A 20,379-nucleotide genomic window follows, 5' to 3' on the forward strand; every position below is an offset into this window, starting at 1 on the left:
TCGACTGGCGCTCAGGGTTGAAGGGATTTGAACAGCTTGCGCAGCAGACCGGGGATCGGCACTTCGCGGGGTTCGGTCGTCGGGCCAAGGCCGAGGACGATGCAGCTGATATTGTCTCTGCCGCCATGGCTATTTGCCAGCCCCACCAGTTGCTCGACCATCGCCTCCAGCGTGTCCGCTTCGGCGCAACAGCGCTGGATGGCAGCGTCGTCCAGCTCGTTGGTCAGCCCGTCACTGCACAGCAGCAGCAGTTCGTCCGGCGCCAGTCGGACCCGCAGCAGACCGACTTCAGGCGCCTGCCCGACCTGCCCCAGGCACTGCAGAATCACGTTGCGGCGCGGGTGCTCGCGCGCCTCCTCGGCGCTCATCCGGCCAACGTCGACCATGGCCTGGACCCAGCTGTGGTCGTGACTGAGCTGCTCGATATGTTCGCTGCCGATGCGATAGGCGCGGCTGTCGCCGACCCAGGCCAGCTCGAATTCATCCCCGTCCTGGCGCACGGCAACCAGGGTGCTGCCCATGCCGGCCTCGCCCGCACCAGGCTGCGCCGCCGCTATGATTGCCAGATGGGCGGCATGCACCGCTGCAAATAGCTCCTCGCCCTGTTGCACGGCACCCACCACTTCCTCCAGCGCCAGGGCACTGGCCACCTCGCCACGCGCGTGCCCGCCCATGCCATCGGCCAGCGCCCACAACCCCAGATCGGGACGACAGACCACGGCATCCTCGTTATGCGTGCGTACCTGGCCGGCAACGCTCTGCGCAGCGAACACCACGGATACAGGGGAAGGCTGAGACACGCGGCGAATCCTTGAGCAAAATGCGATTACCCATGATGCGGCGACGTGAACGGGCTGTCACCGCCCGCAAGGCCGTAAATGCGCAACCGTTAACCAAAATGCGATGGTTAAATACGCCGCCAGATGCTTCCCGCCTGAACCCATGATCACACCGCGCTTTCGCTGTCTTCCCCTGCAGTTGCGACCTCTGGTCGACAAGTTCTACCGCGACCACCGCTCGCCGATGCGCAGCCAGGCGGGGGATGAACTGTGGGTGGCGCAAAGCGCCAGCGAGATCGTCGCCGCCCTCAGCCTTCGCCCGCTAGCAGGCGGGCAGTGGCTGACCGGCCTGTTCGTCGCCCCTGCGCTGCGACGCCAAGGCGTGGCAGCAGCGCTGCTCGGCCACAGCCTGGCGCTGCATCTCGAGCCCGTCTGGCTGTTCTGTCATCCCGAGCTGCGCAGCTTCTATCAGCGCCTGGGTTTCGAGGACTGTCAAAGCCTGCCGACCGAGCTGGCCGAGCGGCTGACCCGCTATCAGCGCAACAAATCGCTTGTCTCGCTGCGCATCCACTGAGCAGCCTATCGGCCTGGGCGAAAATACTGGCACTTTGCTCAGGAATGCCCCTTGCCATTAGCGGTCAAAGCTCTGCATGCTTGTTCCATAACAACGAAAAGAAACGCTATGGCTACCCAGACCGCTCGCTTGCTGAAGCGCCTGCGCAACGATTTCCAGCTATCGATCATCACCCTGATGGGGCTGTTCGGGGTCATCGGCATCTCGCCTTATGCCGTCTACCGCCTGCTACACGGCAACTACCTGGTCGGTATCGCCGACACCGTCATCGTCTTTTCCACACTGTTCGCCGTGCTCTATGCCTGGGTCACCCGCGACACGGTCAAGCCCGGTATCTACCTGGCGGCCGTGTTCTCTGTCGGCGCCACGCTGATCGCCATCAACCTGGGGGTCAACGGCCTGTTCTGGATCTATCCGCTGATCCTCTTCAACTTCTTCATGGTCACCCCTGGCAAGGCCCTGCTGGCCACTGCGCTGGTGCTGGTCAGCCTGGTCAGCCATGCCCTGCTGGTACCTGGCAGCGTGTTCGAAAGCCACTACCAGATGGTGTCGTTCCTGGTCACCTGCATGATGGCCAGCGTACTCAGCTTCATCTTCGCCTTTCGCACCCGCAACCAGCGCGACCAGCTGCAATCGCTGGCCATTCATGACCCGCTGACCGGCGCCCGCAACCGCCGGGCGATGAACGAAGAACTGAAGATCGCCATGGCCAGCCATCGCCGCCACAGCGACAGCTACGGCTTGCTGGTGATGGATCTGGATCACTTCAAGCAGATCAATGACCGCTTCGGTCATCACGTCGGCGACCAGGTACTGGTGGCCTTCGTCGAACTGATCAAACGCTGCTCACGCAAGGAAGATCGCTTGTTCCGCTTTGGCGGCGAGGAGTTTCTCCTGCTGCTGCCCAACACCGAGCTGACGGGCCTGCAGGCCGCGGCGCAGAATCTGCTCAGTTGGGTGGCGCAGGAGCTCAAAAGCCCAGGCGGCGCGGTGACCGTCTCCATCGGCGGCGCCATTCTACATAGTGGCGAGCACTGGGAGAGCTGGCTGCAGCGCGCGGATGAATGCCTGTATCGCGCCAAGAGCGAGGGGCGCAATCGCGCAGTGATCGCCGACGCTTCAAACGATCAGAGCAAGACTGCCAAGAGCCGCTGAGGCGTCAGCGGCTGCGCTGCTGCTGATAACTGCCACTGCCGGGCTGGCGCTCGATGATCAGCCCGCCCGGATATTCGGTGCTCTGGCGGATGCCCCCACGGCTTTCGCTGGAATAGCTGCCATAACTGCTTTCCTGACGCACGCTGCCCTGCGGCAGACGCTGCCCGCCATAGAGGTTGTGCTGCTCATACCTTGAAGAACCCGAGACGCTACCGCTGGCCCCTGGGCTGACGTAGCTCTTGGGAATGACGCGAATGGTCTGCGGCTGATCGGCGAACGCAGCACTGGCGAACGCCGTCGCCAGGATCAGGACAAGCGAGCGAATGAACATGAGCAACTCCCCTTCGAGTCAGGGCCAGACGTCACGCGCCTGAGCCGAAAATCATCATCACACCGGCTTTGACAGTAACGCGAGGGAATTTTCAGCGCTGATACGACAAAGGGTCAGCCGAAGCTGACCCTTTGCTGGAAATGGTGCCGGAGATAGGAATCGAACCTACGACCTTCGCGTTACGAGTGCGCTGCTCTACCGACTGAGCTACACCGGCGGGAAACGTCGGCATTATGCGAGTTGCCACGCTCGCGCTCAAGTCGCTACGACGTCAGCTGTCGAGCAGTTCGATGCGATCATCGTGGATGCGGATCAGGCCTTGCTTGTAGAGACCGCCGATGGCCTTCTTGAAATTGCCCTTGCTGACCCGGAAATGCTCGGAGATCAGTTCCGGAGGGCTCTTGTCACCCAGTGCCAGCACACCGCCCTGCGCACGCAGTCGTTCGATGATCTGCTCGGCCAGGCCGCTGGCGGCTTCGTGACCGATGGGCTGCAGGCTCAGGCTGATCTTGCCATCAGCACGCAGCTCCTTGATGTAGCCCTTCTCGCGCATACCGCTGCGGATGAACTTGAACAGCTCGTTCTTGTGGATCAGGCCCCAGTGCTTGCCGTCGATGATGGCCTTGAAGCCGAGGTCGGTACGCTCGACCACCAGCAGGTCAACTTCCTGGCCGACCTGGTAGTTGGCCGGCACCTTGTCCAGGTGGCGATCCAGGCGCGCGGTGGCGGTGAGGCGACGGGTGCGTTTGTCCAGGTAGAGGTAGATCACGCAGTAGTCGCCGATCTGCAGCGGGCGCTTCTCTTCAGAATGCGGCAGCAGCAGGTCCTTGGGCAGGCCCCAGTCGAAGAACAAGCCGACGCGGTTGATGTCCACCACCTTGAGGCTGGCGAACTCACCGAGCTGGATCTTCGGTTTCAGCGTGGTGGCGATCAGCTTGTCTTCGCTGTCGAGGTAGAGAAACACGTTGAGCCAGTCATCGACTTCGCTCGGCGTGTCCTTGGGGATGTAGCGCTTGGGCAGGAGGATTTCGCCATCCGCACCACCGTCCAGGTACAGACCGAAGTCGGTGTGCTTGACCACCTGCAAAGAATTCATCCGCCCAATCAAGGCCATCGCGTTTCACCTCACCAAAACAGCCGGCCATTCTACCCGAGTTAATCCGCGACCGGGCCGGCGTCGTAGCGAATCGACGGCCGGTCGAATGGTGGTGTAAGTGACTGGGAAACAAGCCATAAGTTGCCGCGAAAAGCTGGCCAGGCGCAGCCTTATGGTATTCACCGGGGCGATTAACCAAGCAGAAAGGGGCCGCTTGAGGCATAATGGCCGGCCGCCCTTCTGAAAGAGATCAAGGTCATGGCCACCCTGCGCGTGAAGTCCTCCTCCAGCAAAGTCAGCAAACCCGCCGCTGCCGTGGAAACCCGCGAGTCCATCGAGGCGCAGATTGCTGCCTTCCTGCAGGGCGGCGGCGAGATCCAGCAGATCGCCAAGGGCGTCAGCGGCCAGACTTACGGTGGCACTCGCCAGATCACCATCAGCAAGAAGTGATCGCCTCGGGTGTGCATCGCACACCCAGCCCCTCCCCGCTCAGGGCACCTCTTAAAACTACCTGCGTTGTCATCGCTGCGTTAAAAACAGGCTCGTGCGCGAGTCCGATCAAAATGCTCATTTACAACTCGTAAACTGCGCTTTTTCGCCTGTTTTTGCGGGGCCGCCATCGGTATTGCGCTGACTGCCTCGCCTACGTTTTTAGAGGCACCCTTTACTCGCTCGTCAGCCCCAGGCGCAGCAACTGCCCTTTCGGCGCATCCGTCAGCACGTAGATATAGCCGTCCGGCCCCTGCCGTACGTCGCGTACCCGTGCGTTGAGCGATTGCAGCAGACGTTCCTCATGCACGATCTTGTCGCCATCGAGCTGCAGGCGAATCAGCGCCTGGCCGGAAAGTGCGCCGATGAACAGGTTGTGCTGCCAGGCCGGGAAACGCTCGGCATCGTAGAAGGCCATGCCGCTGATGGCCGGTGATTTTTCCCAGACGTGATGCGGCGGCTCGGTACCAGCCACGGTTTTGCCCTTGGCCTCGGGAATCGCCAGCATCGAATAGTTGATGCCATGGGTCGCCAGTGGCCAGCCGTAGTTCTTGCCCGCTTCGGGAACGTTGATTTCGTCGCCGCCACGCGGGCCATGCTCATGGGTCCACAAGCGACCACTCCAGGGGTTGAGCGCCGCACCCTGCTGGTTGCGATGGCCGTAGGACCAGATTTCCTCACGCGCGCCGTCGCGGCTGACGAAGGGGTTGTCCTCGGGAATGCGCCCGTCCGGGAAGATGCGCACCAGCTTGCCCTGCAGCTTGTCGAGGTCCTGCGCGGTGGGGCGATTGTTGTTGTCGCCCAGGGCAATGAACAGGTGGCCGTCGCGGTCGAACACCAGCCGCGAACCGAAGTGCGTGCCACTGGACAGCTTGGGTTGCTGGCGGAAGATCACTTCGAAGCCTTCCAACGCCGTGGCATCAGCCGACAGCTTGCCACGCCCTACGGCCGTACCTGCCGCGCCGTCGCCCTCCTCGGCATAGGACAGATAGACCAGGCGGTCCTCGGCGAAGTCAGGCGACAGCACCACGTCGAGCAGGCCGCCCTGGCCGACGGCGAAGACCTTGGGCACGCCGCGCAGTGGCTGCGATACCTCGCCCTCGGCGCTTACCCGGCGCAAGGCACCTGGCCGCTCGCTGACCAGATAACCCTGGCCATCCGGCAGAAAGGCGACGGCCCAGGGGTTGGCCAGACCTTCGGCGACGGTGTGAACGTTCAACGGCCCCAATTCGGAGCTCAGTTGGCGGTCTTCGGCGAAGCTGTACTGATAACCAAACAGTGCGAGCAGACCGAGGGCTGCGAGGGGTTTCAGGCGCGGCATCGTGGCGTCTCCATGCGTCAGACAGGCGGCCATAGTGCAACAGCCCCTCAGCCGTGGCAGCCCCGCAAAAGTTTCCTCAGGTTTCAGTCGTTCAGGTAGCGCTGCTCGATACGCAGGTATTCGCCGCTCTCTCTGAGCATACGAAGGCCCTCGTCGAAACGCCGACGTTGTTCGTCCCGGCGAAAGCCGACACGGTATGGCGTCGGTGGGAAAATATCGAACCAGGCCAGTGGCTGGGTCACGTCGACCTGATCATCCACCTCGCGATCCAGGTGGCGGATGATGCGCTTGTCGCCCACCACCACATCGGTGCGGCCGCTGTAGAGCAGGCGATTGCGATTGATCTGCAGCGCCTCCTCACGGTAGCGCGGATTGTTCATGGCCATGCGCTCGAACTCTGGCCCCATCAGCAGTCGCGCACGCTGAAAGGCGCTGACCGCGTACTGACCGAGGTCGGCGATCTGCTCGATGCGATATCCGCGCTTGGCCAGCGCCACCGCCACGTTCTGGTAATGGATGTAGACGTCCGAATAGAAGGCCTGCACGCCACTGCGCTCGTGAGTGGTGGTAATGGCGTCGATCTCGCCGCGGCGCAGCATCAGGTGCAAGCGCTCTATCGGCGCGTAATAGGCGGTCACTTCAAAACCGGCGTTGTGCGCAGCACGCTCCACCAATTCATATTCCAGGCCACGCGGCTCACCTTCGTAGACATAAGGCGGCTTGTGCGTGCCGAAGCCGACGTGCAGCGCTTGCGCCGTCGCCGTTACGGCCCAGCACGACAACAGCACCACCATCCACCCTCTGAACATGCTACCTCCAGCAACGGCTCTGCCAGAGCATAGCCCCCATGCGCCCCTCATAACCAGAATGGATGCCGGCCGATTCATTCCGCTTTGCCCTATCGCGGCTAGACTGGCTGCACGCATTTTGCGCCTGCCTTCAGGAGATCAAGACCATGCTCAAAGCCGAATACCAACAACGCGGCCCGGTGCCGCAGGACGTGATCAGCGCGGTGCCACTGCAGTTGCCGGAACCCGCTGCCGGACAAGTGCGGGTCAAGGTACTGGCTGCACCGATCAACCCGTCCGACGTGCTGACCCTGACCGGCGCCTACGGCATGCTGCCGCCACTGCCGGCCGTGGGTGGCAACGAAGGCGTCGGCAAGGTCGAGGCGCTCGGTGAAGGCGTGAGCAACTTCAAGGTCGGCCAGACCGTGCTGTTGCCGGTCGGTTGCGGTACCTGGGTCACGGCTCTGAATGCTCCGGCGGAAAAACTCATCCCGCTGCCGGATGCCGACCCGCTGCAACTGGCCATGCTTACCGTCAACCCACCCACTGCCTCGCTGCTGCTCAGCGAATTCGTCGACCTCAAGCCGGGCGACTGGGTGATCCAGAACGCCGCCAACTCCGGCGTCGGCAGCTATCTGATTCAGCTGGCCAAGCTGCGCGGTTTCAAGACCATCAACGTGGTACGCCGTGATTCGGCCATTGCCGGCGTCGAGGCCGAGGGCGGTGATCTGGTGCTGGTGGACGGCCCGGACCTGGCCAAGCGTGTGCGCGCAGCCACTGGCGGCGCCGAAGTTCGCCTGGGTATCGATGCGGTCGGCGGCGTCAGCACCGACAACCTGGCCGCAGTGCTGGCCAACGGCGGTGTATTGGTGAACTACGGCATGATGAGCGGCCAGGCCTGCCAGGTCTCTCCCGCCTCGTTCGTGTTCCGTGACGTGACCCTGCGCGGTTTCTGGCTGGCCAAGTGGTTCCAGCAGGCCAGCCCGGCGCAACAGATGAAGGTGTTCGGCGAACTGGTGCAACTGATCGCCAGCGGCAAGCTGAAGACCCGCGTCGCGGCGACCTATGACCTGGAACACATCAAGGACGCCGTAGCCGCTGCCGCCAGCGGCGAGCGTGACGGCAAGATTCTGCTGGTGCCCTGAGACTGACAGCGCACCCTGCCTCCGACGTGCACCCGGCGCCCCTGTTCCCCTAGGGGCGCCCTCTCTCCTACCGCCCCCCAACGGCGTTTTGCCTGCGGCGAGTACGCCCTGTGCAGGGCAGGCCACTGCCATGCGCCTGCTTTATGTGCAGCGCGAAGCCGCCCAGCCAAAGCAGCTGATATCCGTGGGGAATAAGGCAAAGTACTTTTTTCCGTGCTAGAACCTATGGGGTTGGTCATTTTATGGCCAATGGCCAATACCCCACTGACTCGCCGGACTGTCACTGATGAAAACTAAAAAAGACGCCGTAGCCCCCGCAAAGGAAGCCACCCTGGCCGATATCGCCGACAACCTGCTGGCGCCACCCGCGCTGCCGGGGCACAGCGTTAGCGGCGAGCAGTATCTGTATTTCACCGAACGCGATATCGAGCGCATCCTCGATAACCTCGATGGCCTGCGCAACATGGTGTTCCCGCTGGGCGAGCCGCTGGACGAAGGCGAGTCGAGCCGCATCCAGCAATTTCCCTCGGTGTGCCTGATCGGCCTTGGCCGCTGCGGCTCGAACATCGCCCTGGACGTCGCCTCCCTGGTCTACAACGCGCGCCAGTTCTATCTGGAAGAGTTTCACAGCGAAGCCACTGCCACCATCGAGCAGGCCTCACGCCCCAGTCGCTGGATTCGCAGCAACCTGCTGCGCGCGCCGCGCAAGAGCAGCAAGCCGGTATTCCTGATCGAGCCGCTGGTGATGCTCGGCGACCTGGACAAGGACATCGCCGGGCGCATCCGCTTCTCGCGCAAGGGCGAGATGAGCGGTTTTCTCGACGACTACAGCAAGATGAAGATCATGGACCTGTCCGAGGTGCATGCCGGCGGTGCCGGTAACGCGCCGATCCTCGGTCAGTACCTGGCCAAGATCATCCTTAACAAGGACACCCAGCGCTTCTCCAACGAAGACTGGAAGTTCATCCACAGCTACCTGATCGATTCCTGCGGGATCAAGGCCAACCAGTCGCGGCTGTACTTCTATATCTTCAGCGCCGGCGGCGGCACCGGCTCGGGCATGGCCTCGGAGTTCGGCCTGGCGCAGCAGTTCGCCTACATGAGCAAGACCTTCGACAGCAAAACGCCGGACGATGGCGAGGCCGAACGCGAACGTGGTTTCGTCTTCGAACCGATCTTCACCAGCGGCATCTGCATCCTGCCGAACATTTCCGACCAGCGCAGCGAGATGTCAGAGGCCCTGCACATCAACGCCGGCCGCCTGCTGTGCAAGTACCTGGCCGAGGAATGGGACTTCTCCTACAACTTCGACAACGAGCAGAACAGCGCCGAAAGCGTGATGCGCCGCATCCGCCCGTGGAACGCGATGATGCTGATCTCCAACGACATCATGCGTTACGCCGAGGAAAGCGGTGACGGCAGCATCCACAACATCGACGTGACCGCCATGGAGCGCCACGCCAACCAGTACATCTCGCAGCAGATCTTCAACATCCTAACTGCCCAGGCGGTGACCAGCGACTACGACCAGAACTACTTCCGCCGCGCCGGCATCGATATCGGCGAAACCATCCGCCTCGACGCCAACGACCTGTTCATGAGCCTGGCCGGCCCGGTGGCCGTGGCCTACGCCGAATCCGTGGTGCCCGAACAGCATGCCCAACTCTCGGAGAAATTCCGCGTATTGGACAAGGACCAAAGCCCGCCACGGCTGAACATCGACGACCTGTTCTTCCGCTCCATCGACCTGCCGCACTTCAACAAGGTCACCCAGGCCATCGAAGGCATCAGCCTGCTGCCGATCGAGTCCAAGCGCTATCGCCAGGCGCTGGAGCAGTACAAGTCCAGCGGCTACGACGCCACGCAACTGAGCGACCTGCACTTCTTCAAGAACTGCTCCTCGGTGGTGTCCATCGTCTCGCTGCCCAAGGACTACAAGCTGTCCTACATGGACCTGAACCGGCTCAAGACCCACCTCAACAACCTCTTCCCCAACACCACGCTCAAGCGCTACGCGCTGGTAATCGGCGCCTCGGCGAACCTGTCGCTGACCACCCTGATCGTCAAGAGCCCGTGCCTGTCGGACGACTTCCTGACCCTGATCGTCGCCTACATCAAGCGCTGCTTCGCCCGCGACCAGTACCGCTTCGACGACAGCCTGGACGACGCCATGCTCGATTTCATCGTCTCCGAGCGCTTCAACGAAGCGCAGCTCGACGCCATGCTCAACGAGCACGAAGACCCGGCGAAGATCCTCGACACCAATTGGTATGCGATCAAACCGATGTACGAGAAGAAGTACCGCGAGCTGATCCACGACACGGAGAAATTCGTTTCGATCAATGACATCCGCCTGACACGCGAAAGTGTCAAACAGGCGATCAAGTACCTGCGCGAAATCTATCGCCACCGCATCGGCAAGACCCGGGTGATCTCGCTCAACGATTACGGAAAATAGGTGGTACGCGCGTGCCTGTGCTTCACTGATCAAGGCACGCCAGCCGCCGCCAAGCGGGGGGACTATGGAAGGACTATCGATCCGCTTTCTAGCCGACCTACCCGAGCAGGGCCAGCTCCTGCTCAATTGCGAACACGATCCCTGGCTGGTGGCACTGTCATACGTCATCGCCAGCGTCGGCAGCCTCAGCACGCTGACCATCGCCAGGCACCTCGATAACGTCCTGAGGCGCAGCATGCGTCTGGTCTGGGGGCTGCTCGGCGGGCTGTGCCTGGCCGGCGCCATCTGGTCCATGCACTTCATCGGCATGCTGGCCTTCCAGACGCCTGTCGCCATTCGCTATGACCTCGCCACCACCGTGCTGTCGCTGCTGGTGGCCCTGGCCGCCGCCCTCCTGGCCGTGTACTACATGGCCATGCCGCGTCCCGGCCTGAGCCGCCAGTTGCTGGCCGCCAGCATCATCGGCCTGGGTATCAGCGCCATGCACTACAGCGGGATGGCGGCGATCCGTTCGGAGGCCCAGGCCTACTACCACGGCGGCCTGTTCACCCTGTCCATCGTCGTCGCCATCAGCGCCAGCTTCGCCGCGCTGCTGCTCAACCGCTACGTGCGCCATGGCTCGCAGCTTCGCCAACGCTGGCTGAAGTATTCCGCAGCGCTGGTGATGGGCGCGGCGATCGCCTCGATGCACTACACCGGCATGGCCGCACTCAACCTGGTGGTGCCGGACGGCACGCCGCTGCAGTTGCGCAGCGCCGACAACAGCGTGCAACTGGTGCTTATCGTCGCCTCCATCACCTTGCTGATTCTCAGCCTGAGCCTGGCCGCGGCCTGGGCCGGCCGTAAGCTCGACGACAAGGAGCGCGACCTGCAACGGGTCAATACCCTGCTGGTGCAGCTCGATCAGGCCAAGGCCTCGCTGGAGCAGGTGGCGCATTTCGATCCCCTGACCGAGCTGCTCAACCGCCGTGGCTTCAACCGGGTGTTCGCCGCCACCCTGGACGAACACGCGGTCACCGGCCGCAGCCTGGCGGTGATGTTCCTCGATGTCGACCACTTCAAACGCATCAATGACAGCCTCGGTCACGATGCCGGTGACGAACTGCTGCGCGTGGTGGCGCAGCGCATCCGCAGTGCGTTGCGTGAGCGCGACATCATCGCGCGCTTCGGTGGCGACGAATTCTGCGTGGTCGCCAGCCTCGACAGCAACGCCGACCCACGCGCGCTGGCCGCACGCATGCTGGAGCACATGAAAGAGCCGATCAGCTTTTCCGGACGCAAGATCGTGATGACCACCAGCGTCGGCATCAGCCTGTTCCCGCAGGATGGCGGCAACGCCGACGAGTTGCTCAAGCATGCCGATCTGGCGCTGTATCAATCCAAGGGCAGCGGGCGCAACGTGGTGCATTTCTTCAATCCGCACCTGAAGCAGAAGGCCTCGTTCGAGCTGCAACTGGAAGAAGACCTGCGCCAGGCCCTGCAGCAGGACAGTGGCCTGACCCTGTTCTACCAACCGATCATCGATCTGCGCAGCGGCGTGCTGAGCAAACTCGAAGCCCTGGTGCGCTGGCATCACCCACAGCACGGTTTGCTGACACCCGAGCGCTTCATCGCCATCGCCGAAGCCAACGGCTTCATCGATCAGCTCGACAACTGGGTGTTGCGCCGCGCCTGTCTCGACCTCAACAGCCTGGACCGCCTCGGCTATCCGGGGTTGAAGATCGCGGTCAACTGCTCGGCGCTGAACCTGGCCAACGATCAGTTGCCTGGGCGCATCGAGCAGTTGTTGAACGCGACGCGTTGCCCCGCTCACTGCCTGGAGCTGGAGGTGACCGAGAGCGCACTGCTGAGCAACATCAATCGCGCCATAGGCCTGCTGGAAAATATCCGCGCACTGGGCGTCAGCCTGTCCATCGACGACTTCGGCACCGGCTATTCCTCGCTCGCCTACCTGCGCCGCCTACCGCTGGATACGCTGAAGGTCGACCGCTCCTTCATTCAGGACGTGGCCCACTCCAGTCAGGACCGCGAGATCGTCCACGCCATCATCGCCATGGCCCACGCCCTGCATCTGAAGGTCGTCGCCGAAGGCGTGGAAACCGCTGAGCAGCTGGCGTTCCTGCAGGAACGCGATTGCGATCAGGTGCAGGGCTACCTGTTCAGCAAACCGGTACCGCTGGAAGAAATTCTGGCCCGCTTCCCGCCGCATTACCGGCCGCTGGAACGGGTGGGCATGCGCTTCTAGGATCCTGAGGCAAACATCCGGTGCGCGCGGCGCCCCCTACCCAAACCGCGATACACCAATACGTCGTAGGGTGCGCCGTGCGCACCGAGCCAAATACCCATCACCAGTCCAACCACCCATCATGTGAATCGCGCTGCGCACAACGCACCCTACATGCGCAGGTGCCACTGCGCCAACCAGCCCAGACTCGCCTGCGTACCCACCTCGCCCGGCTTGTACTCGGCGCCCAGCCAGCCGCTGTAACCGCTGTCACGTAACGCACCGAGCAGCGCGGGGAACGCCAGCTCGCCGGTACCTGGCGCGCCACGCCCCGGCACGTCGGCGAACTGCACATGACCGATGCGCCCGGCCAGCAGGCGCATGCCTGCGGCCACGTCCAGCCCCTGACGCGCCATATGGTAGAGGTCGTACTGTACGGCCAGATTCGGGTGATCCACTGCACGCAGCAGCGCATCCAGATCCTCCGGCGTATTGATCAGAAAGCCCGGCATGTCGATCGGGTTGATCGCCTCCACCAGCACGCGGATACCCAACGACGCGAAGGCCTCGGCGCTCTTGCGCAGGTTGGCGGCCAGGCAATCCAGCGCCTGCTCGCGGCTCACGCCTTCGGCCAGGCGGCCGGGCAGCACATTGATGCAGGCCGGGCGCGCCATGGCGGCGTAGGTCAACGCCTCCTGCAGGGCGGCGTCGAACTCGGCCTGGCGCGCCGGCACGCTAGCCAGGCCGGGGCCACCACTCATCAGATCGCCTGCCGGCACGTTGATCAGCACAAGCGGCAGAGCGGTCAACTCCAGCACTTCTTTCAGGGCTACCGCTGGCAACTCATAGGGAAACTGAATTTCCACGCCATCGAAACCCGCCGTCATCGCCGCCAGCACACGCTCGCGCAGTGGCAACTCGGTGAACAGCATGGACAGGTTGGCCGCGATCTTCATGGGCACTGCTCCCGCAGCAGCTCCACCAGAGTGGCGGGGTCGCGTTCCAGGTTGCCCTGGCTGCCATGCAGACGCATCAGTTGCGCGGCGAGGCCGCTCATGGGCGTGGAGCTGCTCTGTTCGCGCGCCAGTTTCACTGCGGTGTCGAGATCCTTGAGCAACGTGCGTACATGCCACTTGATCGGCTCGAACTGGCTCGCTGCCATCTGCGGCGCGAGGATCTGCAGCGGCTTGGAGTCGGCGAAACCGCCGGCCAGGGCCGGGGCGATCAGGCTGGCATCGACGCCGGAGCGCTCGGCCAGCGCCACCACTTCGGCGATCACCAGCGCATTGCAGGCAACGATCATCTGGTTGCACACCTTGGTCACCTGCCCGGCGCCCACCTCCCCCATGCGCGTCAGACGCTGGCCCAGATGCGCCAACACCGGGCGCACGCGCTCCACATCCTCTTCCCGGCCGCCAGCCATGATCGCCAGCGTGCCGGCTTCGGCGCCCGGCGTGCCGCCGGAAACCGGCGCATCCACCCAGCGCATGCCTGTACGTGCCTCCAGCTCGGCGGCCATCTCACGGGTGGCTGCCGGCTCCAGGCTGGAAAAGTCCACCAGCAACTGCCCCGGCCGCGCGCCCTCGACTATGCCGCCCGGGCCGAACACCACCTCGCGCACCACCTCGGTATTGGCCAGGCAGAGCATCACCACATTGGCGTCGCGACACAGCTCGGCGGGGTTCTCCACACGATGCGCGCCCAGCTCCAGCAGCGGCGCGCACTTGTCCGGCGTGCGGTTCCAGATAGTCAGCGGATAGCCTGCGGCGAGCAGGCGGCGGGTCATCGGCAGGCCCATCAGACCAATCCCGGCGAAGGCCAGGGCGGGCAGCGTTGCAGTCATCGATCAACTCCAGGCAGTTCGTATCCAGCGCGCATCTTAACCCCGGAGTCAGTTGTGTGCTGCCGGGGCTGCATCGGCGGCGTCGGGCCACTATACTCCGCGCGCCTTCCCCGCTATTGAACCGGAGAATCCGACATGTTCAAGAACACCCTGGCGCTCGCCGCCGGCATCGCCCTGTCCGTATCCGCTGTATTCGCGCAAGCCGCCGACGTCCTCAAGGTCTCGGCCATCCCTGACGAAGCCCCCACCGAACTGCTGCGCAAGTTCAAGCCGCTGGGCGCTTACCTGGAGCAGGAACTGGGCATGAAGGTGGAGTTCGTGCCGGTGGCCGACTACGCAGCCGTGGTCGAGGCACTGGCCGCCGACCGTATCGACATGGCCTGGCTGGGCGGTTTCACCTTCGTCCAGGCACGCCTGAAGACCGGAAACGCCGTGCCGCTGGTACAGCGTGAACAGGACGCCGAGTTCACCAGCAAGTTCATCACCTCCGACCCGGCGGTGAAATCGCTGCAGGATCTGAAAGGCAAGACCTTCGCCTTCGGTTCGGTGTCCTCCACCTCCGGCAGCCTGATGCCGCGTTATTTCATGCTGCAGGACGGCATCAAGCCGGAAGACTTCTTCAGCCGCGTGGCCTATTCCGGCGCCCACGACGCCACCGCCGCCTGGGTGCAGGCCGGCAAGGCCGATGCCGGCGTGCTCAACGCCTCGGTGTGGCAGAAGCTGGTGGATGCCGGCAAGGTCGACACCGACAAGGTCAAGGTCTTCGCCACCACCCCGACCTACTACGACTACAACTGGACGGTGCGCGGCAACCTCGACGCCGACCTGCAGGCGAAGATCAAGGCCGCCTTCCTCGCCCTCGATCCGGCCAAGCCGGAACAGAAGGCAATTCTTGATCTGCAGGCCGCCAGCCGCTTCATCGAAACCAAGCCCGAGAACTACGAAGGCATCGAAGAAGCCGCTCGCGCCGCTGGCCTGTTGAAGTGAGCATCGCCCTGCGTGGCGTGGGCCTAGTCCACGCCAACGGCAAGGTCGCGCTCGAAGATATCGATCTGCAGATCAGCCCCGGCGAACGGGTGGCCATCATCGGCCCCTCCGGTGCCGGCAAGACCACCCTGCTGCGCCTGCTGGCCACCAGCCTGCAACCCACACGCGGCGAGCTCGACCTGCTGCAGCACAACCCCTGGCGCCTGGCTGCCCGCCAGCGCCAGCGTCTGCGCGCACGCATCGGTCTGATCCACCAGGCACCGCCTTTGCCACCGCGTCAGCGCGTGGTCACCGCCGTGCTGGCCGGCAAGCTTGGCCAGTGGTCAGTGGTCAAAGGCCTGCTCAACCTGCTGCATCCGCTGGATGCCAGCGGTGCCCAGGCCGCCCTGGCGCGGCTGGACATCGCCGACAAGCTCTACCAGCGTTGCGATCAGCTTTCCGGCGGTCAGTTGCAGCGCGTCGGCATCGCCCGCGTGCTGTACCAGGCACCGGAACTGATTCTCGCCGACGAACCGGTCTCGGCCATGGACCCGGTACTGGCCGGCCACACCCTGGCCGTGCTCAACCGCGAGGCAGCCGAACGCGGCATGACCCTGCTGGCCAGCCTGCACGCCGTCGACCTGGCGCTGGCGCACTTCCCCCGCATCGTCGGCATTCGCGATGGACGTATCACCTTCGACCTGCCGGCTGGTGACGTGCAGCCAGCGCAACTGGATGCGCTGTACGCCAACGAGCAACTGCAGGCCACGCCCAGCTCGCCCGTGCCGCCGCAACCGACGCATATCCCGCGATGCTGACCACTGCCCCACGCGACCCCGCCGCCCTGCCGCGCCTGCTGATCACCGTACTGGCGCTGCTGTTGTTGTGGCCGGGTCTGAGCCTGAGCGAGCTGGACCTGGCCGTGCTGGTCGATGGCGATAACACCCGCGCCATGGGCAACTTCCTCGCCGGCTTCTGGCCGCCTGCGCATGATGGCGAATTCCTCGCCCTGCTCGGCCGCGCCACCCTGGAAACCCTGGCCATTGCCACCGCCGGCATGAGCCTGGCACTGCTCATCGCCGTCCCCGCCGCGCTACTGGCCAGTCGCGCGCTGTCGCTGTCGGCCGTGCACCGTGGCGGTCGCCCGGCCTGGTGGGCGAACCTGGCGCGCTGGCCGGTGCGCGGCCTGCTGATCTTCCTGCGCAGCGTGCCGGAAATCGTCTGGGCGCTGCTGTTCGTCCGCGCCGTCGGCCTCGGCCCCACCGCCGGGGTGCTGGCCATCGCCATCACCTACGCCGGCATGCTCGGCAAGGTGTATGCGGAAATCTTCGAATCGGTCGACGCCCGCCCCACCCGCGCACTGCTCGGTGCCGGCAGCAGCCGCCTGGCCGCCTTCGCCTACGGCGTACTGCCCAATGCCGCCGGGGAAATGCTCTCCTACACCGTGTACCGCTGGGAATGCGCCATCCGCGCCTCGGTGATAATGGGCTTCGTCGGTGCCGGCGGCCTGGGCCAGCAGATCGACCTGTCGCTGCGCATGTTCGCTGGCGGCGAAGTGGCCAGCATGCTGCTCACCTTCCTACTGCTGGTGCTGCTGGCCGACCAGTTCAGCCGCCTGCTGCGCGCGAGGCTGACATGAGAGCCGGCAACCTGATCCTGCTCGCCGCCCTCCTCGTCGCGGTGGTTGCCTCGTTCCTCTATCTGGGCATCGACCTTGGCGCCCTGGTCGCTGGCGACAGCCTGGCGCAAATGGGCAAGTACGCCAGCGGCTTCCTGCAGCCGGACTTCTCCACCGCGCACCTGCAGGCCATTGGCCGGGGCGCGCTGGAAACCCTGGCCATGTCCGCCATCGGCACCCTGCTCGCCGCCCTGCTCGGCCTGGCCCTGGCACTGCCGGCCGCCGGGCGCTTCGGCGGTGTCGCCATGCACCTCACGCGCCTGCTGCTCAACGCCCTGCGCGCCATCCCCGAACTGGTGTGGGCGGCGCTGATGGTGCTGGCCGCCGGCCTTGGCCCCAACGCCGGCACCCTGGCCCTGGCCCTGCACACCGCCGGTGTGCTCGGCCGGCTGTTCGCCGAAGCGCTGGAAAACACCCCGCGCGAACCCGCCGACGCCATCCGCGAAAGCGGCGGCGGGCGCCTCAGTGCGTTCTGCTACGGCACCCTGCCCGGCGTCTGGCCGCAGCTGGTGGCCTACACCTTGTACCGCTGGGAGAACAACATCCGCATGGCCAGCGTGCTCGGCTTCGTCGGCGCCGGCGGCCTTGGGCAGATGCTCTACATGTCGCTCAGCCTGTTCCAGGAAGCCCAGGCGGCCACGGTGATCCTGGCCATGCTCCTGCTGGTGCTGGCAGTGGATGCCTTGAGTGGCTGGGCGCGGCAGCGCTGGGTGAGCTGAGCCGATCAAAGCGTCGGGCCACTTGGCCAGCTCGTGAAGCGCCGTGACCATTCCGGCGCCACCGGCACAGTCGACGGAGCCAGGTTGGCGGTGCCGAGTAAACCGCCAGCAGTTGAAGAATGATGACCTTTCAAATAACGGATTGAATAGTCAGGCGTTGGAGGCATATAGCTTTCGCCAAGTTTGTGGCGACAAGCCTGTTTCCCGCCTAAATACACGGCAAAAGTGCGCCTGATCACAGAAGCCGTGACTTAGCGCAACGTCGCTTAAGGAACGCGTTGAGCAAAGCATAAATTGTTGCGCAGCCTTCACGCGTATGGCCGCTACGTATACCAAAGGGGTCATACCGGTCGTTTGTTTGAAGGCATGTGTAAAATGGCTGGCACTCAAACTGAGCAATGAAGCGAGCTCGATTGTTCGTATACTGTTACTGATATTGTTATTTACGAATTTATCTATGCGCGTCATCTGCCAGCTCGCCAACCCTCCGCGAGGCTTGCATGGGGTTTGTTTGTTATGCCTAGTGACCGTCAGTAAGTTAATTGCCTGATTAAGATAAGTCGAGGCGATATCAGGATCACGATAAATTGCCCTTTCCGTCTCCATTAGCAACATCAATAGTCGTCTTGCGTGCTCCGCACGATCAGGACGACCGACATCACTGTGACTCGACATAATACCTGTATCAATACTTTCGCTCATAGCTCACGCCCTGGATCAGGTGGTTTATTCATGAGTTACGTTTTCCTTACAAGCCAGACAAATGTTTGCTCAACACAATCGAGAGCATAATCATTTGAGGAATATTTTCGATGCTTGCGGCGCTGCCAAAAACTCACGAAAACCGCTCAAAGGAACAAACTGACTCAACCGGCACGTATCTACTACAACCAAAGGCCGTTTCTTGATCCCGTCTTATGGTCTCACTAATGGGTAAGTCAGAAGAACTGGACATCCAAATATCTGACATTTATTGCCAGCCAAACCAATCGAAACTCTAATGATTGCCCCGTGGCGCGACATCTTGACCGCCGAAGTCGAAGTTGGAGATATCTGCCCACGTACTGACGTTATCGCGCCCGGGCATCCAGTGTGCTGCCACCTACGGTGTCGTAGACGATGTCGAAACCTTCACCGGCCGTGTATTGCTCGACATAGGACTCCACACTCTGTACTTGGTAATTGATCGCCGTGGCCCCAAGCGAGCGAATGAAGTCGAGACTGGCCGCCGAGCCGGTGGCATAGACCTCGGCTCCACGCGCCTTGGCCAACTGCACGGCGACTTGGCCGACGCCTCCTGCGCCGCCATGGATCAGCACCCGCTGGCCGGCACGGACATTGGCCCGATCTACCAAGCCCTCCCAGGCGGTTATGAACACCAGCGGCATGGCAGCCGCTTCATGCATGCCAAGTGCGTGCGGCTTTGCCGCGATCAGCCGTGCATCCACGGCGATGTACTCGGCCATGGTGCCCTGGGCGCCGCCAATACCGCCGGCCATGCCGAAGACCTCCTGGCCAGGCGTGAAGCCCTCGACCGCCTCGCCAAGCTCGACGACAGTGCCAGCGAGGTCCAGGCCGAGCACCGCCGGTAGCGCCTGGCGGGCGTGGGCTCCGGCGCCGGTGGCGATCTTGGTATCGAGCGGATTGACCCCCGCAGCGTGGACCCGGACCAGGACTTGCCCTTTAGCGGGCACTGGGCGAGCGATGTGGCGTACGGCCAACGGGGCCTGGGCGGACTCGGCGATGGCGGCAAGCATAGTCTGATTCATGACGGGAACCTCTGATGGACTGGACGCTTACAGGTTGCCCCGCCTTCTCCATTCCGATAAGAAGCTAAATTTGCATATCACTTATTCCCCAGCGAGGCGCAATGGCGATGGACCTGTTCGACAGCATGCGCATCTTCGTACGCGTCGTGGAGCGTGGTTCGTTCTCCGCGGTCGCGCGCGAACTGAACACTGGGCAACCGACAGTTAGCAAGCAGATCCGTGCCCTGGAGCATTATCTGGGTGGGCCGGTGTTCGCCCGCAGTACCCGGCACCTGGCACTGACCGACCAGGGACGAAGTTTCTACAGGCACTGCCAGGAGATCCTCGGCCACCTCGAAAACGCCACCCGCAGTTTCGCCAGCGGCCAGGAGCAGATCGCCGGCCCTCTGCGGATCGCCGCACCGGTCAGCTATGGCAGGCTGTGCATTGCGCCGCTGATCGGCCCTTTCCTGCAACGCCATCCCGAGGTACGCATCGACCTGCGCCTGAACGACCAGAACGAAGACCTGCTGAAAGAAAACATCGATCTGGCGATCCGCATCGGCGTGGTGAAGAGCGAGGGGCTGGTGGCAGTGTCCCTCGGCACCAGCACACGACGCGTTTTTGCCTCACCCGCTTACCTGCAAAGCTACGGTACGCCGCGCGAGCCCGCCGACCTGACAGGCCACAACTGCATCGCATTCACCTTGCTGGAGCATTACGACCACTGGCACTTCAGCCGCGGGGCGCAGGGGCTGGATGTCGTCATCAAGGGCAACGTCACCAGCAACAGCAGCGAGGCCATCCGCGAAATGGTCCTCGCAGGCCTGGGCATTTCTCTTTCTCCGCAATGGCTGTTCGCCGCGGATCTCGAACAAGGCCGTGTGTGCAGCCTGCTCGGTGATTACCAGGCTAACGCGCTACCAGTCAGCGCCGTGTTCAGCCGTGAGCGACGACACTCGGCGCGGACACTGGCCTTCATCGACTTTCTCAGGGAGCACCTGTATCCGAGTTGTTCGTGAAACTCTGCACACCAAGGCCGGGAGGACTATCGCGCAAAGGGCT

General features: G+C 63.3%; 19 protein-coding genes, 1 tRNA gene and 1 pseudogene. 11 read left to right on the forward strand and 10 right to left on the reverse strand.

The genetic code is table 11. The features are described from left to right. Positions 1-11: 11 nt before the first annotated feature. Positions 12-800 (reverse strand): PP2C family protein-serine/threonine phosphatase, encoded by a 789-nt coding sequence (locus tag JWV26_RS02990; RefSeq protein WP_074916830.1) that lies wholly within the window; start codon positions 798-800, stop codon positions 12-14. A gap of 142 nt (positions 801-942) precedes the next feature. Here JWV26_RS02990 and JWV26_RS02995 point away from each other — a divergent pair, with 142 nt between their 5' ends. Continuing rightward, positions 943-1,353 (forward strand): GNAT family N-acetyltransferase, encoded by a 411-nt coding sequence (locus JWV26_RS02995; RefSeq protein ID WP_206418360.1) that lies wholly within the window; start codon positions 943-945, stop codon positions 1,351-1,353. A 108-nt stretch (positions 1,354-1,461) separates the two neighbouring features. Then, the gene (locus tag JWV26_RS03000; RefSeq protein WP_072426331.1) at positions 1,462-2,508 is read left to right on the forward strand and encodes a GGDEF domain-containing protein; all 1,047 of its coding nucleotides are present in this window, start codon (positions 1,462-1,464) and stop codon (positions 2,506-2,508) included. Between the two features lie 4 nt (positions 2,509-2,512). Here the strand turns inward: JWV26_RS03000 and JWV26_RS03005 are convergent, their stop codons facing one another. The 3 genes from JWV26_RS03005 to JWV26_RS03015 form a co-directional block, all read right to left on the reverse strand. Continuing rightward, positions 2,513-2,839, reverse strand: a complete 327-nt coding sequence (locus JWV26_RS03005) for a hypothetical protein (protein ID WP_072426332.1) — start codon at positions 2,837-2,839, stop codon at positions 2,513-2,515. Between the two features lie 141 nt (positions 2,840-2,980). Then, a tRNA-Thr gene (locus tag JWV26_RS03010) sits at positions 2,981-3,056 on the reverse strand. 54 nt (positions 3,057-3,110) lie between these two features. Further along, positions 3,111-3,953 (reverse strand): CvfB family protein, encoded by an 843-nt coding sequence (locus JWV26_RS03015; RefSeq protein WP_003462310.1) that lies wholly within the window; start codon positions 3,951-3,953, stop codon positions 3,111-3,113. A 240-nt stretch (positions 3,954-4,193) separates the two neighbouring features. Between JWV26_RS03015 and JWV26_RS03020 the strand changes: the two genes are divergently transcribed. Beyond that, entirely contained in the window at positions 4,194-4,385 is a 192-nt protein-coding gene (locus tag JWV26_RS03020) for a hypothetical protein (protein ID WP_072426333.1), read from the forward strand. A 214-nt stretch (positions 4,386-4,599) separates the two neighbouring features. Here the strand turns inward: JWV26_RS03020 and JWV26_RS03025 are convergent, their stop codons facing one another. Both JWV26_RS03025 and JWV26_RS03030 read right to left on the reverse strand, forming a co-directional pair. Further along, a complete protein-coding gene (locus tag JWV26_RS03025) occupies positions 4,600-5,745 on the reverse strand; it encodes a PQQ-dependent sugar dehydrogenase (protein ID WP_072426334.1) in 1,146 nt (381 codons plus the stop codon). An 83-nt stretch (positions 5,746-5,828) separates the two neighbouring features. Next, entirely contained in the window at positions 5,829-6,554 is a 726-nt protein-coding gene (locus tag JWV26_RS03030; RefSeq protein ID WP_175488637.1) for a substrate-binding periplasmic protein, read from the reverse strand. Positions 6,555-6,700: 146 nt separating this feature from the next. Here JWV26_RS03030 and JWV26_RS03035 point away from each other — a divergent pair, with 146 nt between their 5' ends. From JWV26_RS03035 to JWV26_RS03045, 3 genes are all read left to right on the forward strand, one after another. Next, complete coding sequence (locus JWV26_RS03035) at positions 6,701-7,678, forward strand: zinc-dependent alcohol dehydrogenase family protein (RefSeq protein WP_079783164.1); 978 nt, start codon at positions 6,701-6,703, stop codon at positions 7,676-7,678. Between the two features lie 286 nt (positions 7,679-7,964). Further along, the gene (locus JWV26_RS03040) at positions 7,965-10,136 is read left to right on the forward strand and encodes a hypothetical protein (RefSeq protein WP_093050281.1); all 2,172 of its coding nucleotides are present in this window, start codon (positions 7,965-7,967) and stop codon (positions 10,134-10,136) included. 64 nt (positions 10,137-10,200) lie between these two features. Beyond that, on the forward strand, positions 10,201-12,381 hold the full coding sequence (locus JWV26_RS03045; protein WP_206418361.1) for a putative bifunctional diguanylate cyclase/phosphodiesterase: 2,181 nt from the start codon (positions 10,201-10,203) through the stop codon (positions 12,379-12,381). Positions 12,382-12,530: 149 nt separating this feature from the next. Here JWV26_RS03045 and JWV26_RS03050 read toward each other — a convergent pair whose 3' ends face one another. After that, positions 12,531-13,316, reverse strand: coding sequence for a hydroxypyruvate isomerase family protein (locus JWV26_RS03050; RefSeq protein WP_206418362.1), 786 nt, complete (start codon positions 13,314-13,316; stop codon positions 12,531-12,533). Then, positions 13,313-14,203, reverse strand: a complete 891-nt coding sequence (locus tag JWV26_RS03055) for an NAD(P)-dependent oxidoreductase (RefSeq protein WP_093050272.1) — start codon at positions 14,201-14,203, stop codon at positions 13,313-13,315. Before JWV26_RS03055 ends, JWV26_RS03050 begins: the two co-directional genes overlap by 4 nt. Before the next feature lie 135 nt (positions 14,204-14,338). Here JWV26_RS03055 and JWV26_RS03060 point away from each other — a divergent pair, with 135 nt between their 5' ends. Genes JWV26_RS03060 through phnE form a run of 4 tightly spaced genes read left to right on the forward strand, consistent with a single transcriptional unit; the run spans position 14,339 to position 17,566 of the window. Continuing rightward, positions 14,339-15,190, forward strand: coding sequence for a putative selenate ABC transporter substrate-binding protein (locus JWV26_RS03060; protein WP_072426341.1), 852 nt, complete (start codon positions 14,339-14,341; stop codon positions 15,188-15,190). Further along, positions 15,187-15,987: a phosphonate ABC transporter ATP-binding protein gene (locus JWV26_RS03065; protein ID WP_206418363.1), complete on the forward strand. Its 801-nt coding sequence runs from the start codon at positions 15,187-15,189 to the stop codon at positions 15,985-15,987. Before JWV26_RS03060 ends, JWV26_RS03065 begins: the two co-directional genes overlap by 4 nt. Beyond that, positions 15,981-16,808: a PhnE/PtxC family ABC transporter permease gene (locus tag JWV26_RS03070; protein ID WP_206418364.1), complete on the forward strand. Its 828-nt coding sequence runs from the start codon at positions 15,981-15,983 to the stop codon at positions 16,806-16,808. The genes JWV26_RS03065 and JWV26_RS03070 overlap by 7 nt, the downstream gene beginning before the upstream one ends. Beyond that, complete coding sequence (gene phnE, locus JWV26_RS03075) at positions 16,805-17,566, forward strand: phosphonate ABC transporter, permease protein PhnE (protein WP_206418365.1); 762 nt, start codon at positions 16,805-16,807, stop codon at positions 17,564-17,566. Before JWV26_RS03070 ends, phnE begins: the two co-directional genes overlap by 4 nt. Before the next feature lie 150 nt (positions 17,567-17,716). Here the strand turns inward: phnE and JWV26_RS03080 are convergent, their stop codons facing one another. Together JWV26_RS03080 and JWV26_RS03085 are read right to left on the reverse strand one after the other, a co-directional pair. Then, positions 17,717-18,268 (reverse strand): helix-turn-helix domain-containing protein, encoded by a 552-nt coding sequence (locus JWV26_RS03080; RefSeq protein ID WP_206418366.1) that lies wholly within the window; start codon positions 18,266-18,268, stop codon positions 17,717-17,719. Between the two features lie 380 nt (positions 18,269-18,648). Further along, positions 18,649-19,335 (reverse strand): annotated as a pseudogene (locus JWV26_RS03085) (alcohol dehydrogenase catalytic domain-containing protein); the annotation flags it as partial. Positions 19,336-19,442: 107 nt separating this feature from the next. On the opposite strand from JWV26_RS03085, the gene JWV26_RS03090 reads away from it, so the two are divergent. Further along, on the forward strand, positions 19,443-20,336 hold the full coding sequence (locus tag JWV26_RS03090; protein WP_206418367.1) for a LysR family transcriptional regulator: 894 nt from the start codon (positions 19,443-19,445) through the stop codon (positions 20,334-20,336). The last annotated feature ends 43 nt before the right edge of the window (positions 20,337-20,379 follow it).

It is taken from the genome of Ectopseudomonas toyotomiensis, from assembly GCF_017167985.1.
GTDB lineage: Bacteria > Pseudomonadota > Gammaproteobacteria > Pseudomonadales > Pseudomonadaceae > Aquipseudomonas > Aquipseudomonas toyotomiensis.

Coding starts and splice junctions, on each gene's coding strand:
- JWV26_RS02995 (WP_206418360.1), top strand. CDS start 943: ATGATCACACCGCGCTTTCGCTGTCTTCCCCTGCAGTTGCGACCTCTG.
- JWV26_RS03000 (WP_072426331.1), top strand. CDS start 1,462: ATGGCTACCCAGACCGCTCGCTTGCTGAAGCGCCTGCGCAACGATTTC.
- JWV26_RS03005 (WP_072426332.1), bottom strand. CDS start 2,839: ATGTTCATTCGCTCGCTTGTCCTGATCCTGGCGACGGCGTTCGCCAGT.
- JWV26_RS03015 (WP_003462310.1), bottom strand. CDS start 3,953: ATGGCCTTGATTGGGCGGATGAATTCTTTGCAGGTGGTCAAGCACACC.
- JWV26_RS03020 (WP_072426333.1), top strand. CDS start 4,194: ATGGCCACCCTGCGCGTGAAGTCCTCCTCCAGCAAAGTCAGCAAACCC.
- JWV26_RS03025 (WP_072426334.1), bottom strand. CDS start 5,745: ATGCCGCGCCTGAAACCCCTCGCAGCCCTCGGTCTGCTCGCACTGTTT.
- JWV26_RS03030 (WP_175488637.1), bottom strand. CDS start 6,554: ATGTTCAGAGGGTGGATGGTGGTGCTGTTGTCGTGCTGGGCCGTAACG.
- JWV26_RS03035 (WP_079783164.1), top strand. CDS start 6,701: ATGCTCAAAGCCGAATACCAACAACGCGGCCCGGTGCCGCAGGACGTG.
- JWV26_RS03040 (WP_093050281.1), top strand. CDS start 7,965: ATGAAAACTAAAAAAGACGCCGTAGCCCCCGCAAAGGAAGCCACCCTG.
- JWV26_RS03045 (WP_206418361.1), top strand. CDS start 10,201: ATGGAAGGACTATCGATCCGCTTTCTAGCCGACCTACCCGAGCAGGGC.
- JWV26_RS03050 (WP_206418362.1), bottom strand. CDS start 13,316: ATGAAGATCGCGGCCAACCTGTCCATGCTGTTCACCGAGTTGCCACTG.
- JWV26_RS03055 (WP_093050272.1), bottom strand. CDS start 14,203: ATGACTGCAACGCTGCCCGCCCTGGCCTTCGCCGGGATTGGTCTGATG.
- JWV26_RS03060 (WP_072426341.1), top strand. CDS start 14,339: ATGTTCAAGAACACCCTGGCGCTCGCCGCCGGCATCGCCCTGTCCGTA.
- JWV26_RS03070 (WP_206418364.1), top strand. CDS start 15,981: ATGCTGACCACTGCCCCACGCGACCCCGCCGCCCTGCCGCGCCTGCTG.
- phnE (WP_206418365.1), top strand. CDS start 16,805: ATGAGAGCCGGCAACCTGATCCTGCTCGCCGCCCTCCTCGTCGCGGTG.
- JWV26_RS03080 (WP_206418366.1), bottom strand. CDS start 18,268: ATGAGCGAAAGTATTGATACAGGTATTATGTCGAGTCACAGTGATGTC.
- JWV26_RS03090 (WP_206418367.1), top strand. CDS start 19,443: ATGGACCTGTTCGACAGCATGCGCATCTTCGTACGCGTCGTGGAGCGT.